Source organism: Agrobacterium vitis (assembly GCF_037039395.1).
GTDB classification, from domain to species: Bacteria; Pseudomonadota; Alphaproteobacteria; order Rhizobiales; family Rhizobiaceae; genus Allorhizobium; species Allorhizobium vitis_E.
Genome location: NZ_CP146242.1, coordinates 3767464 through 3781538, shown reverse-complemented (window position 1 = coordinate 3781538; position 14075 = coordinate 3767464). Strand labels below are relative to the sequence as shown.

At 56.1% G+C, this 14075-nt stretch carries 14 protein-coding genes; 11 read left to right on the top strand and 3 right to left on the bottom strand.

The annotated features are described in order from the left end of the window. The first annotated feature begins 459 nt into the window (after positions 1 to 459). Complete coding sequence (locus tag V6582_RS20035) at positions 460 to 753, top strand: hypothetical protein (protein WP_156633994.1); 294 nt, start codon at positions 460 to 462, stop codon at positions 751 to 753. Between the two features lie 355 nt (positions 754 to 1108). Here V6582_RS20035 and V6582_RS20030 read toward each other — a convergent pair whose 3' ends face one another. Beyond that, positions 1109 to 2200 (bottom strand): IS5 family transposase, encoded by a 1092-nt coding sequence (locus tag V6582_RS20030; protein WP_349508847.1) that lies wholly within the window; start codon positions 2198 to 2200, stop codon positions 1109 to 1111. Positions 2201 to 2325: 125 nt separating this feature from the next. Here V6582_RS20030 and V6582_RS20025 point away from each other — a divergent pair, with 125 nt between their 5' ends. Further along, a complete protein-coding gene (locus tag V6582_RS20025; RefSeq protein WP_156633258.1) occupies positions 2326 to 2691 on the top strand; it encodes a hypothetical protein in 366 nt (121 codons plus the stop codon). Here V6582_RS20025 and mazG read toward each other — a convergent pair. Both mazG and V6582_RS20015 read right to left on the bottom strand, forming a co-directional pair. Then, on the bottom strand, positions 2686 to 3516 hold the full coding sequence (gene mazG / locus V6582_RS20020; RefSeq protein WP_156633260.1) for a nucleoside triphosphate pyrophosphohydrolase: 831 nt from the start codon (positions 3514 to 3516) through the stop codon (positions 2686 to 2688). The genes V6582_RS20025 and mazG overlap by 6 nt on opposite strands. A gap of 23 nt (positions 3517 to 3539) precedes the next feature. Further along, a complete protein-coding gene (locus V6582_RS20015) occupies positions 3540 to 4127 on the bottom strand; it encodes a deaminase (RefSeq protein ID WP_156547807.1) in 588 nt (195 codons plus the stop codon). A gap of 274 nt (positions 4128 to 4401) precedes the next feature. On the opposite strand from V6582_RS20015, the gene cysG reads away from it, so the two are divergent. The 9 genes from cysG (at position 4402) to tmk (ending at position 14075) form a co-directional block, all read left to right on the top strand. Next, complete coding sequence (gene cysG / locus V6582_RS20010; protein WP_156633261.1) at positions 4402 to 5859, top strand: siroheme synthase CysG; 1458 nt, start codon at positions 4402 to 4404, stop codon at positions 5857 to 5859. A 2-nt stretch (positions 5860 to 5861) separates the two neighbouring features. Further along, positions 5862 to 6176 (top strand): DUF2849 domain-containing protein, encoded by a 315-nt coding sequence (locus V6582_RS20005; RefSeq protein ID WP_070164641.1) that lies wholly within the window; start codon positions 5862 to 5864, stop codon positions 6174 to 6176. Between the two features lie 116 nt (positions 6177 to 6292). Next, positions 6293 to 7966 (top strand): nitrite/sulfite reductase, encoded by a 1674-nt coding sequence (locus V6582_RS20000; RefSeq protein WP_156633263.1) that lies wholly within the window; start codon positions 6293 to 6295, stop codon positions 7964 to 7966. An 11-nt stretch (positions 7967 to 7977) separates the two neighbouring features. After that, entirely contained in the window at positions 7978 to 8484 is a 507-nt protein-coding gene (locus V6582_RS19995; protein WP_156633265.1) for a DUF934 domain-containing protein, read from the top strand. Between the two features lie 240 nt (positions 8485 to 8724). Beyond that, entirely contained in the window at positions 8725 to 9537 is an 813-nt protein-coding gene (locus V6582_RS19990; protein ID WP_156633266.1) for a ferredoxin--NADP reductase, read from the top strand. 147 nt (positions 9538 to 9684) lie between these two features. Next, complete coding sequence (locus tag V6582_RS19985; RefSeq protein ID WP_156633268.1) at positions 9685 to 10389, top strand: SDR family oxidoreductase; 705 nt, start codon at positions 9685 to 9687, stop codon at positions 10387 to 10389. A 293-nt stretch (positions 10390 to 10682) separates the two neighbouring features. Further along, positions 10683 to 11807: a septal ring lytic transglycosylase RlpA family protein gene (locus V6582_RS19980; protein ID WP_156633270.1), complete on the top strand. Its 1125-nt coding sequence runs from the start codon at positions 10683 to 10685 to the stop codon at positions 11805 to 11807. A 309-nt stretch (positions 11808 to 12116) separates the two neighbouring features. After that, positions 12117 to 13289 carry a D-alanyl-D-alanine carboxypeptidase family protein gene (locus V6582_RS19975; protein ID WP_234889781.1) on the top strand — a complete coding sequence of 391 codons (1173 nt, stop codon included), beginning with the start codon at positions 12117 to 12119 and terminating at the stop codon, positions 13287 to 13289. A 120-nt stretch (positions 13290 to 13409) separates the two neighbouring features. Further along, positions 13410 to 14075, top strand: coding sequence for a dTMP kinase (tmk, locus tag V6582_RS19970; RefSeq protein WP_337739336.1), 666 nt, complete (start codon positions 13410 to 13412; stop codon positions 14073 to 14075).

The following is a 14075-nucleotide window of genomic DNA, read 5'->3' as shown; positions in this document are numbered from 1 at the left end:
TGGCTAATCTTCCGCAATAGGCAAGCCAGTTTTATAGCGATGTGCAGGCTTTGGAAGGTAGGCAACAAGTAGTTCGCGACTGCATTCGCCAAACATCCTCTTGGGATCGTTGTTGGCTCAATCGTTCAGGCCAGCCCTTGCGCCACCGATGCAGAGCTTCGCGGACATCGACGTACCCTCGCCTTCCGAGCACTCACAGTCAGAAGATTGATTGATACGAAGAGTCACTGAAAATGACTCTTCGTATTCCGTTTGCAAATATTTCAAGCCACTGATGCATTTGAGATACTTGCAATCCCTCCAAGACGAGGATGCGTCAGCATGTCAGAGCCTTGGTATAAGATGACCATTTTTGGGTATATGTATATTTGCGATTGTTTTTTTATTAAATAATCTTATAAGTTGTGTTTAGAGTAATCAAATGGTTTCTCTAAAATATAAACCTAAGGAGGAAATATTATGTCTTCGCAAATGACCTTGGAATACAATATGCCGTTGAATGTTCCGGAGGATTTTTCCGCTGTAGCTAACCCAACTACTCAGGCAGACAGTGTTCTTCAAATCGAAAATTTGAGTACAAGCAATACGCTTCAGTTTTATGTAAATGCCGGAGCATTTACATATCAAGGACAGATCCTTGCGAACACTGCTGACCCATATGTAGTTGTGCATAATTTTAATGGTGCTGCTTTGAAAATTACAAACATCAGTACAAGGAGTGCTACTGCGAAAGTCACTCTTAAATCTACTTAATTTTTGAGCTGTTATAGCCTCCTCGTTTCGAGGAGGCTATTTCACTAACGATTTATGAATTAAAGTCACGGTGTTTTATTTTCGAACGCCCTCTTGATGTGGAGATGACGTGTCATCATGAAGTGACGTTCGAAAAACCAATTTGGCGGAAAGCTGGTGCAAGATTTTTTGCGTTTATTGCTGAATTGCTTTGTTCTCGCAGTATTGTCAATTGGACACCTCGATTTACCGGTCGCAGTTGGCAAGATGGTGCCGTGGATGTATTTCCGCGATGAACTCGCGCGGATGATCGCCCATTTTTTGTGATGATTGCCGCATCTGCGGCATGCATTTCGGCCTTCCGGCCAGCTGCGCGTTATGCGGTCCGTGGTTTTCCAGTCAGCCAGACATAGCGAAGCATGTTGTAGGTGATATTGGCCATGCCGATCTTCACCCTCGCTCGGCTGATTCCGATGGTGCGCACGAAGAGCTTCATCTTGTCCTTCTGCCGCGCAAAGACATGTTCGATGGCGGAGCGGACCTTCGAACGACGGCCGTTGGCGCGCGACATCGCCTCCGGCATGGGTTTGCCCTTTGGCTTCTTCTGATGGATGTCGGACTTTAGGCCATTGTCCTGCAACCATTCCTCGTTGGTCTTGGAGCGATAGGCCGTATCGGCCCAGACCGTCGACGCGGTATTGTCTTTGGTCACTACGTTTCGAAGCTGGGCTCCGTCATGGGCGCTCGCACTCGTCACCGTCCATCCCCGGATAAAGCCATGGGCTCGGTCGATGCCTGCATGGTTTTTGTAACCAAACATTGGAATGGCAATATCGTGCTGGCCAGTCGTCGTCGACGTCGGCGTCTCCGTTGGCCGTTTCGCCTTGGAATACTTCACTGTCCATCGCGCGTCGCGGTCCTTCTGGGCCAGCCTGGCGGGTTTATCCTTCCAGTCCTCAGGGATTTCGCCGGCCTTGATCGCGTCTTTCTCGTCCTGGCTGTTATGTTGCTTGGGAGCCTGGATGATCGTGGCGTCAACGATCTGCCCGCCTTTGGCCAGATATCCGGAACGTGAGAGATGCTTGTCGAAACGGGCAAACAGATTATCAATGGCACCTGCACGCACCAAACTCTCTCGGAACAGCCAGATCGTCTTGGCATCCGGCACCTTCTGCGAAAGGGAAAGGCCAAGGAAACGCATAAACGACAGCCGGTCCTGGATAACAAACTCTGCTTGGTCGTCGGAGAGATTATAAAGCGCTTGCAGCACCAGGATTTTAAACATCAGAACCGACGGAAATGGTGGACGTCCACCCTTCGATCCGTCGGACCGCTTCAGCGCCTTCGCTAAAGGTTTTTCAAATATCGCCCATGGAATGATGCTGTTGAGCTTCTCCAGCGGATCGCCGACGGCACTCAGCCGTTCGTAACGATCATCCAAATCCCAAAAGCCCGGTTGCCCACGCATCATCCGCTCCCAGAAAATCACACTGGCCGGATTGAATCATGAAACGCGGAAAATGGGGAGGTTTTTAGAGGTGTCCAATTGCTTCTTCATGCTCTGTAGACGGTTTTCATGGTGGAATTCTCAACATGAATTATCGGGTTAATAAGTGCGAATACAATCAGACAAAAAACACTCAAGATGAATTTAATCAGGGTTCCAATATAAAAATTGAAAAAGTGTTTTCATGTAATTTACCGAGTGGGCACCATTTTAAAATGAAAACATATAATGGTATAAATACATTCGTGCAAATATCAAATTTAAGTATAAATAATAATGCTAATGTTTATATTCAATGTGGTTCAATCTCAAGAAATCAAACAATTTCTGCCAATTCGCCATCTGATATCATTTATATTAATGAAAATCTCGATGGATGTGTGTTGAATATTTCTAATATAACTGTGAAGCAAAATGGCGCAGTAGTACGGGTTGTTATTCCTGATTCATAAAAAGCGTTCCAGTCTTTTTGCTTCTTTCCATAGCGCTTCCATCCGGGCGAGTGTTGCATTTTCCAGGCGCTCTCCGCTTTCCCGTAATGTCCGTTCGATATAGCCGAAGCGCCGTCTGAATTTCACATTCGTTCCCCGCAGGGCTTGTTCGGGATCGCTGCCGGTGTGTCGGCCAATATTGACCAGAGCGAAAATCAGATCTCCCAGCTCGTCTTTTATCTTGTCTGGCTGCCCGGTTTGGAGTGCTTCTCGCAGTTCGGCGATCTCCTCCTCGATCTTGTCGAGAATGGGTTCGGCCTCAGCCCAATCGAACCCGACCTTTGCAGCCTGTTCCTGAAGCTTGACGGCTTCCGTCAGGGCCGGAAACGTTCGCTGCACTGAGCCGAGATGACCGTCTTTAAACACCTCGGCCACACCACGCGCTGCGCGACGTTCGGCTCTTTCTTGTTTTTCCTGCTTTTTAATCACATCCCATTGCAGCTTGACGGCGTCAGGCGTATCGGCATCCGAGCGGGCAAACACATGCGGATGACGGCGGATCATTTTAGAGGTCACCGCTTCGACCACGTCGCCGAAGGAAAACAGACCGGCCTCCTCGGCAATCCGCGCATGAAACACCACTTGCAGCAAGAGATCACCCAGTTCTTCGCAGAGATCGTCCGGGTCATTGCGTTCGATGGCGTCGGCCACCTCATAGGCTTCTTCCAGCGTATAGGGCTTGATCGTCTCGAATGTCTGGACAATGTCCCAGGGGCAGCCGGTTTGCGGATCGCGAAGCGCCGCCATGATTTCGATCAGCCGGGCGATATCCTGTGAGGGCTGCATGGTTTTTCCTTATTCAACAAAGATCAGTTTAGCGGAATGTCGTTGCCGCTCTTGGCCGATTGATACTGGCCGGACAGATTGCCGTAGAGGCCACGGATCTTCTGGGCCTGGGTCAGCAGTTCCCCCCTGATTGCATCGTCTTCCACTTCAATCATGTCGTTGATGGCGAAACTGTGCCAGAAGGCATTTTGTTTGCGATAGCCGCCGGGTTCCAGCCCGAACACTTCCTTCAGAATTTTCAGGTCGTGCGGAATAGCGAAGGCATCGCGGCTATCTTCATGGCTGAAGAAATAATAGAAATTGTCGAAACCGGCCCAGGTGATTGCCGACATGCACATGGTGCAGGGTTCATGGGTGGAGAGGAAAATCAGCTCTGATGTCGGTGGGCGCTCGCCCAGTTCGTAAAAGCGCTTCAGCGTATGGACTTCGCCATGCCAGAGCGGGTTTTCCAGCTCGTTATTGGTCTCGGCCAGCACCAGCGACAGGTCCGATTTGCGCAAGATTGCCGCGCCAAAAATCTTGTTGCCGTCGGCCACGCCTTTTTCCGTCAGCGGGATGATGTCCTGCTCGATCACGTCAAGCAATCTGGCGGTGAGATTTTGATCGGTCATGATGGGCAGCACTCCTTGAAATTCGTCTTTGTCGTTTCGGCAAAACCGATGGACACTTTTGCCGGACAAACTCGCAGCGCATTTAGCGGCAAGCAGGGGCCAAGGGAAAGCCTTACTCTACGTATTGATTGAAAATTGCCGGGGCGGGTTGGTTTTGCTCTTATCTTCAAATGCGTTAGGATAGAAATATCGATGCCGTCGGGAAGGCAGATTCGTGTTTCTTCATAAGAGCGTTGTTTTCCCTGATAATGGCGAGATAACAAGGAATGGATCTTTGAGCATCGAGTCTGACAAGCTGGCGGTTTTTCCGGCGTTTTTTCGCGTTTCCGGCGCGAAATTGGCTGTGTTTGGCGATGGCGACGAGGCCTTTGCCAAGGCTCGGCTGATTGCCAATACATCAGCGACGATCGTTGCCTTTACCCAGGAGCCGGAGCCTGCTTATGCAGCCTTTCTGAAGCGTAAATCCATTGAGATCAATCCGGCACCGTTTTCTCCTGATCTGCTGGTGGGGATGAAATTGGTTTTTGCCGCGACCGGTGATGGCGCGGCGGATCGGATGATTGTTGAAGCGGCACGGCTGCAAAAAATACCTGCCAATGCCGTCGATCAGCCTGACTATTGTGATTTCTATACGCCTGCTCTTGTTAATCGTGCGCCGATTGCGGTGGCAATTGGCACGGAAGGTGTGGGGCCAGTGCTGGCCCAGATGATCCGCGCCGGAATTGACCGGCAATTGCCGAGGTCGCTGGGCAAGCTGGGGCGGTTGGCCAATAGCTATCGTCATGCCGTTGACAGGCTTGTGCCGCGCGGTGTGGCGCGCCGTTTGTTCTGGCGTTCTTTCTTTCAAGGCGATGTGGCTGATGCCATGGAAGGTGGCGATGTGAAAGTCGCACGCCGCCGGGCGACAAAGCTGCTGAAGACGGCGGCCAATACCGTGCCGGAAGGTCGGATCTTTCTGGTCGGGGCCGGGCCGGGGGCGGAAGACCTGCTGACATTGCGCGCCCATCGGCTGATGATGGAAGCTGACGCCATTGTTTACGATGCGCTTGTGCCGCAGGCCGTGGTCGATATGGGCCGGCGCGACGCGGACCGCATTCCGGTTGGTAAGCGCAAGGGCTGTCATTCCAAGTCGCAGAGCGAGATCAATGATCTCCTCCTGTCGCTCGGCCGGGCCGGAAAACGCATTGTGCGGCTGAAATCCGGCGATCCCTTGATCTTCGGACGAGCCGGTGAGGAAATGGCGGCGCTGCGCGATGCCGGTATCGCTTATGAGATCGTGCCTGGCGTCACCTCGGCGTTGGCGGCGGCAGCTGATTTCGAATTGCCCTTGACCTTGCGCGGTGTCTCGTCGTCGCTGGTCTTTACCACCGGTCATGACCTGACAGGCGATGTTTTGCCCGATTGGGCGCGGCTGGCGCTTTCAGGCGCAACCGTTGCCGTCTATATGGGGCGCACAGTGGCGGCCTCCGTGGCTGAACGGCTGATTGCCGGTGGTCTGGCGCAGGACACGACGGTTGCCGTGGTGGAAAATGCCGGGCGCGGAGACCGCCGCCTGCTGCATGGTACACTGCGGGAATTGCCGGGTCTGGAAGGTATGACGGAATTGACCGGACCCGTGATGGTCATTATCGGCGATGCGGTAGCGGGTGCGAATTTCGAGCGGTCGATGCCGTTGGCGCAGGCGCGTCTTGCCCTGGCGAATGTCGATCAACAGCAGATGACGAGGGTTTGACAATGGCAGAGAAAGTCTTGACCGCCAACCGCTTGAGCGATGGCATCGCCGTCTGGCTCGACGCCTCAGGCCAATGGGTGGAAGACCTGCAATCGTCGCTGGTTGCCCGTCATGCCGAGGCTGTCGCTGCGCTGGAAGCAAGCGGCAAACGGGACTTTACCAATAATCTCGTTGTTGACGTCGCCGTGGTCGATGTGGAAGAGCGGGATGGAAAGCTCTGGCCGCTGCGCCTGCGTGAGCGTATTCGCGCCGCAGGGCCGACCATTCCCTATGCGGATGGGCATGGGCATGCAGATCCCGATTTTGTTGCCGTCTAAAGTTTATCAGGGAAAAGTGGGACCCGGTTTTCCCGAAAGATAAACGAAAACAAAAAAGATCTAGAGTCTGTTTGGTTCAATCTGAACCTGACCGACTCTAGAGCCTGAGGAAAGACATGTATCGTTACGATGAATTCGACCACGCCTTTGTTGCGGCCCGCGTAGACCAGTTTCGCGATCAGGTAGGTCGCCGCTTGTCCGGCGAATTGGCGGAAGATGCGTTCAAGCCGCTTCGGCTGATGAACGGCGTTTACCTGCAATTGCACGCCTATATGCTGCGCGTCGCCATTCCCTATGGAACGCTGAACGCCAAGCAGATGCGGATGCTGGCCCATGTGGCGCGCAAATATGACCGTGGTTATGGTCATTTCACCACGCGGCAGAACATCCAGTATAACTGGCCGAAACTGTCGGACACGCCCGATATTCTGCAAGAGCTGGCCAGCGTCGAGATGCACGCCATCCAGACCTCCGGCAACTGTATCCGCAATGTTACCGCCGACCATTTTGCCGGTGCGGCGCAGGACGAGGTTGCCGATCCACGCCCTTATGCTGAAATCCTGCGGCAATGGTCTTCGGTCCACCCGGAGTTTTCCTTCCTGCCGCGCAAGTTCAAGATTGCCGTGACCGGGGCCGAGCGCGACCGCGCTGCCATTCAGGTGCATGATATCGGCTTGCATGTGAAGAAGGACGAGAGCGGAAATCTTGGCTTTGCCGTCTATGTCGGCGGCGGTCAGGGCAGAACCCCGATGATTGCCAAGAAGATCAAGGATTTCCTGCCCGAAGAGGATATGCTGTCCTATATCACCGCCATTGTGCGGGTTTATAATCTGCATGGTCGGCGCGACAACAAATACAAGGCGCGGATCAAGATCCTCGTGCATGAAACCGGCACGGAAGAACTGACCCGCCAGATTGATGCGGAATTCGCAAACCTGAAAGACAGTGTGCTGAAACTGCCCGATGCCGATATTCGCGCCATCGAGAGCTATTTTGCTCTGCCTGATCTGGTTGAGCGCCCGGAAGGATGGGAAGTTCTGGCCAAGGCCAAGAAGGCGGATGACGGTTTTGCCACCTGGCTTGCGCAGAATGTGCAGCCGCACAAGCATCCCGATTACGGCATGGTGACAATTTCGCTGAAGCCGATCGGGGGCATCCCCGGCGATGCCAGCGACGCCCAGATGGATCTGGTGGCGGATCTTGCCGAGCGCTACGGCTTTGACGAAATCCGCGTCAGCCATGAGCAGAACCTGATCCTGCCGCATGTGGCGATGGCCGATCTGCCAGCCCTCTATCAGGCGCTATCAGGTGCTAATCTTGCCACCGCCAATGCGGGCCTGATCACTGACATTATTGCCTGTCCCGGGTTGGATTATTGTGCGCTGGCCAATGCCCGCGCCATTCCGGTAGCCCAGGCGATTTCCTCGCGCTTCGGCTCCCAGGCGCGGCAGGCGGAGATCGGTGAGCTGAAAATCAAGATTTCCGGCTGTATCAATGCCTGCGGCCATCACCATGTCGGCCATATCGGTCTCTTGGGGGTGGAAAAGAAGGGGGCGGAGCTTTACCAGATCACGCTGGGCGGATCGGGTGATGAAAACTCGTCCATCGGGGAAATTATCGGTCGTGGTTTCGAGCCGGAAAAGGTGACGGACGCGGTGGAGACAGTGGTCGATACCTATCTGGCGCTGCGGCTCGATCCGTCGGAGACCTTCCTCAATGCCTATCGCCGCGTCGGGCCAAAGCCCTTCAAGGAAGCCCTGTATGGCGGCGCATCCGCCGAAGCCGCCTGAGGAGCGCGATCATGACCCGTATCTGGACCGAAACCGGTTTCGCCGCGCAGGACATCTGGCTGGAGGAGACCGAAGAGGTGAAAGCGGCTGAGGGGCAGAAAGTACTTCTGCCGCTGGACGCCTTTATCGCTGCGGCTGAAGACAGCAATGCCGTCGATCTCGGCGTGGTGATCGCGCCAGCCGATGACGTGATGAAGCTGAAACCCCATCTCGATCGCATCGCCATCATTGCCGTGAAGTTTCCGGCCTATAACGATGGCCGTGGCTTCAGCCACGCCTCGCTGCTGCGCGACAGGCTTGGTTATCAGGGCGAATTGCGGGCGGTGGGCGACGTGCTGATCGATCAGGTGCCGCTGATGCTGCGCACCGGCTTCGACAGCTTTGCCGTGACCAATGCGGTGGCGGTGAAACGGCTGGAAGAGGGGCGTCTGCCGGGGATTGCCAATCACTATCAGCCAACCGCCCGGCCAGCCGCTGAGGTTGGTGGTTATAGCTGGCGCCGCCGGTCTGCGTCTTGAGGCCGGTCTGTTCTAAGGAAAGATAATAATGGCCTTGCTGCGCGTCTCGCCTCACTGTCGGTTGCACGCTTTCTATCGCCCGGAAAGCGTGCGCTGCTGCGGTTTATGATCGCATCCGCGTGTGGCCTCTGGTCATGCGTGGGATTTTACAGTAATTGGCCCGCCAAGGCGGATAATGCATGACCGAACACGCCCTGATGCGCGGCAGTTCGACGTGAGATTTGAAGGACCCGAACGCTGATGAATGCTCCTGCAAAGACCGACAATGCCGAACTGATCGTCCCGGAAGGCGTCTATGCCGAAACGGTGCTGAGCGTGACGCATTATACCGACCACCTGTTTCGCTTCCGGATGACCCGGCCTGCCGGTTTTCGCTTCCGGTCGGGCGAGTTCGCGATGATCGGCCTGATGGTGGAGGGCAAGCCGCTCTACCGCGCCTATTCCATCGCCAGCCCGTCCTGGGATGAGGAACTGGAATTCTTCTCGATCAAGGTGCCGAACGGCCCGCTGACCCAGCATTTGCAGCGGATTCAGCCGGGGGACCGGGTGCTGATGCGCAAGAAGCCGACCGGCACCCTGGTTCTGGACGCGCTGACGCCCGGCAAGCGGCTTTATATGTTTTCGACTGGCACCGGCATTGCACCCTTCGCCAGCCTGATCCGCGATCCGGAAACCTATGAGAAGTTCGAGGAAGTCATCCTCACGCATACCTGCCGCGATGTCGCCGAGCTGAAATATGGGTTCGACCTGATTTCCGAAATCAAGGCCGATGAGATGCTGAGCGAAATCGTCGGCGACAAGCTGAAGCATTACGCCACCGCCACCCGCGAAGACTATCCCTTCATGGGCCGGATCACCGACCTTATCGAAAGCGGCAAACTGTTTACCGACCTCGGCGTCCCGGCGCTGGACCCGGCCATTGACCGTGGAATGATCTGCGGCTCGACAGCAATGTTGAAGGACACCAAGGCGCTGCTGGAAAAGGCCGGGCTGACAGAAGGTGCGAACAATAAGCCAGCCGAATTCGTCATCGAGCGGGCATTCGTCGGCTGATTTTCGGCGCTGTATCGTCGATACCGAGTTTCGTGCGACAGTGTTTCTGCCGCACGAACGGATCACGGTGGGCTGCGTTAGGGCATTGTGCGTTTCACCAAGCGTATAGACTGCATAATTTTCCGGTTCGCCCTTGGGAGAGATATCATGTCCGCAGAGAAAGTTGCTGTTGTTACGGCTGGTGGAAGCGGCATGGGAGCAGAATGCGCCAGACGTCTTGCTGCCGATGGCTACAAGGTCGCCATCCTGTCATCTTCCGGCAAGGGCGAGGCACTGGCAGGGGAACTTGGTGGTATTGGCGTAACAGGGTCCAATCAATCCAATGACGATCTGGCGCGTCTGATCGCTACCAGCATGGACACCTGGGGTCGGATCGATGTGCTGGTCAACAGCGCCGGTCACGGTCCGCGCGCCCAGATCATTGAGATCACTGACGAGCAATGGCATATGGGCATGGACGTTTATCTGATGAACGTCGTTCGTCCTGTCCGTCTCGTCACACCGATCATGCAGGCGCAAAAATCGGGCGCCATCATCAATATTTCCACCGCCTGGGCGTTTGAGCCCTCTTCGATGTTTCCGACCTCGGCGGTATTTCGCGCCGGTCTTGCCGCCTATACGAAGATTTTTGCGGATACCTATGCTGCTGACAATATTCGCATGAACAATGTTCTGCCGGGCTGGATCGACAGCCTGCCCGCGACCGAAGAGCGCCGGGATGCTGTTCCGATGAAGCGATATGGCACAAGTGCCGAGATCGCCGCGACCGTCTCCTTCCTGGCATCCGAAGGTGCGGGCTATATCACCGGCCAAAATCTCAAAGTGGATGGTGGACTGACCCGGTCGGTATAACCGCGGGAGGCGCAGGACGTGCTCCCTGATGATGGTTAGGGTTGTCGATTTGAAGGCTTGCGCTTAACCCTTCATTAACCATAACGCGAACTATTCCTCCTAACGCCTTAACCATAATCGCATTTTCGCCATTTTATCCCCATCTCTATTGTGGCACATTCCTGTGTCATTTCGGGGGACTGAAATTTGACATTTATTGTTTGCAATGGCCGCGTCGCGGTCCTGGTTGGTGTGTCGATGCGATGACGGTAAAAATGGTTTTGCAGCGGCGTTCAGTGTCCGGATGTTTTCGGATGGCATGGGTTGTTCTGGCGGGCGTGGCGGTGACGTCCTGCGGCGCCAACCATGATGTGAGCAAGGTCAGCACGACCAAGAAACGCAGCAAGGAATATTTTGCCGAATCCGCCTATGGCGTGAAGGCCAGCCCGCGTGTGGTGGAAAACGGTCCTGTGCCAAAAGGCGGCGGTCGCCGTCTGGTCGGGAACCCCTACGTGGTGGCAGGCAAGGTTTATAAGCCGCGCGAAAACCCCAATTATGAAGCTTCCGGGCTTGCTTCCTGGTACGGCTCCGCTTTCCATGGTCGCTACACCGCCAATGGCGAAGTCTATGACCAATATGGTATTTCCGCCGCCCATCCGACCATGCCATTGCCCAGCTATGCCCGCGTCACCAATCTCGATACCGGGAGTTCGGTTATTGTTCGCGTCAATGACCGTGGCCCGTTTCACGCCAATCGCCTGATCGACCTTTCCGACAAGGCCGCCGAACTCCTAGACGTCAAGGGTCACGGCACGGCCCATGTGAAGGTCAAATATGTCGGCCCAGCCGATATGACCGGCCATGACATGCCCTATCTGATGGCGTCTTATGTCCGCAAGGGCCAGCGCGTTCCCGGCGTCGATCCCTTCGGTGGAGGTCAGATCGCCAGTGGTGTGATGGTGGCGTCGAATGCGCCGCAGCAGAATTTCTTCGGTCGTTTCGCAGGCCCGGCCAGTGCCTCTGCACCGCAGCCGAAAACTGCAAAACCGGTTATTGCGTCGGCGCCAGCCTCGGCTTACGGCAGCAACTCCTATCCGGCTTCCGCCAGTGCCAATGCACCGCGCCCGGTCCAGCGTCAGCCGGTCGCCGTATCGCGGCCAGAGCCGACCCGCGTTGAACCTGCACGCGTAGAACAGACCCGCGAATGGCAGGCTCCGGCCATCGCCTCCGCCGAGCCGATGCCGCAGCCGCGCAATGCTGCCAGCACCGGCGTTGCTCGCCGGGAGATGGCGCCTGTGGTCGCACCGCAGCCGGTTCGGGCTACCGCAACCCGTCAAAAGCCCGTGGCTGCACCGTCCAATGGCGGCCTGCCGCCCGGCTGGCATGTTGGCCCGGCTCCGGTAACAGCCAATGCCTATTCCAATCCCAATGAAGGTTGATCCCAACTGGCGCTGGGTGAGGCTTGTTCGAGCCTTGCTCTAGCCGCTTTCAAGGGTAGACGCCTTCCTCCATAAAACCTATCCATTATATATTCCGGTCGCGATTCTCGCGGTCGGCATATTAGAGTATCGTGCTGAAAATTGGATCAGCACGATTCTCTAAGTTTTTTTGTTTGCGCATCAGAGTTATCCGAAAACCGGTTCCCACTTTTCGGTCCGATGCTCTAGTGTTGGTGAAGGATGGCGATGCATATCGGCTTGCCGGTCACAAAGCGCTTCTGGGCGTATGGTGGATCATACGATAGAAAGATGCTTGTGCTGCTTGCAGCACTTTTCTACGGCATAGGTCTCCAGACCGGCGCCTTTGCGCAAGGGGCGGCAGCCGACACGTCAACCCCCGCCGTCTATGCCAGCGAGGCCAAGCAGGTCCTGCTGATCGAGGCGGAAACTGGCAGCGTGCTGTTTGAAAAGAACAGCGATCAGCCCTTCACCTCGGCCTCTCTCTCCAAGATGATGGTTGCGGAAGTGGTGCTCGATGCGCTTAAATCCGGTCGCCTGACGCTGTCCCAGGACTTTCCCGTTTCCGAATTTGCCTGGCGCACCGGTGGCGCGCCGTCGCGCACGGCGACGATGTTTGCTGCTGTGCGCTCGCGCGTGCCGGTGGAGGCGCTGCTGAAGGGCGTTATGGTGCAAATGGCCAATGATGCCTGTCTTATCCTTGCCGAAGGCATGGCGGGATCGGAGCAGGGTTTCGTCAAGCTGATGAATGAGCGGGCGGCAGCGCTTGGCCTCAAGGACAGCCATTTCGCCAATGCAACCGGTCTTCCCGACCCCGGCAATAAAGTCAGCCTGAAGGATATGATCACGCTGGCGCAGGCGCTCAAGACCAATTATCCGGATTTTTACCCGCTTTATGCCCAGCCGGATTTCGAGTGGAACAAGATTTTCCAGCGCAATCGCAATCCGCTTCTCGGCCAGTCACCCGGTGTGGATGGCCTGGCAGCAGGGTTTGCCGAAGGAGAGGGCTATTCCATCGTCGCGTCCGCGCAGCAGAATGGCGTGCGGCTCTATCTGGGCCTGGCAGGCAGCGAAAGTGACAAGACCCGGCAGGAGGATGCGGCAAAGGCGCTTGCCTGGGGCTTTTCCGCTTTTGAGAAGCGCCGCCTGTTTGAGGCGGGGCAAGTGATCGGCGAGGCCAGCGTTTATGGTGGTGAACCGGCACAGGTGCCGCTGGTCTCGCCGCAGCCGGTCGATGTCTATCTGCCGGTTGGCGCAAGCGATAAGCTGGAAGCCAAGGTGATTTATCCCTGGCCGCTGCGGCCCGGCGTCACCCAGGGCCAGCAGGTCGGGCATTTGAAGGTCATGCTCGGTGATAAGGTCCTGCGCGACATGCCGCTTCAGGCCGCGTCACCATCGACGCTCGGCTCGCTGGTCAAACGCACCCGTGACGCACTGGTGGAATTGCTGTTTTCCTGGGTTTGAGCCGACAGAGGTTTCCCAGGGCGCAAGCTTGCGTTACACAGCGGTTCTAGAGTTTGTCAGGGAAAAGTGGAAACCGGTTTCCCGCCCGGAAACGCTCTAAACAGGAAAGAAAGCGGATCAGTGTCGGTTGGCAGCGGATTATTCGTAACATTCGAAGGCGGCGAGGGGGCGGGCAAGTCCACTCAGATCAGGCTTCTGGCGAACGCGCTGGAGCCACTGGGCTTTGCCGTTGTCACCAGCCGTGAGCCGGGTGGTTCACCCTGTGCCGAGGCCTTGCGACATGTGCTGCTGTCGGGTGCCGCCGAGCCGTTCGGGGTGGAAATGGAAGCCATCCTGTTTGCCGCCGCCCGCAATGACCATGTCGAAGCCCGGCTGCGTCCGGCGCTGCTGCGGGGTGATGTAGTCCTTTGCGATCGCTTCATGGATTCCTCGCGGGTCTATCAGGGCGCGACCGGCAATCTCTCTTCAGCCTTCATCGAGCGGCTGCAAGCAATTGCCGTGGACGGCGTGGTGCCGGACCTGACCATCATCTTGGATCTGCCGGCGAATATCGGACTGGCGCGGGCCAAAAACCGGGCGGGCGCTTTGGGGGAAGATGCACCTGATCGTTTCGAGAAAGAGGAAATCGCCATTCACGAACGCCGCCGCGAGGCTTTTTTGGCCATTGCGCGGGCCGAGCCTGCGCGTTGCAGAGTGGTAGATGCACGAGCCGGGATCGAGCAGATCGCCGAGGAGATTTTTGCTGCCGTGAAGCCGCTCCTGCCTCAAAACCACGGAAGGCACTAG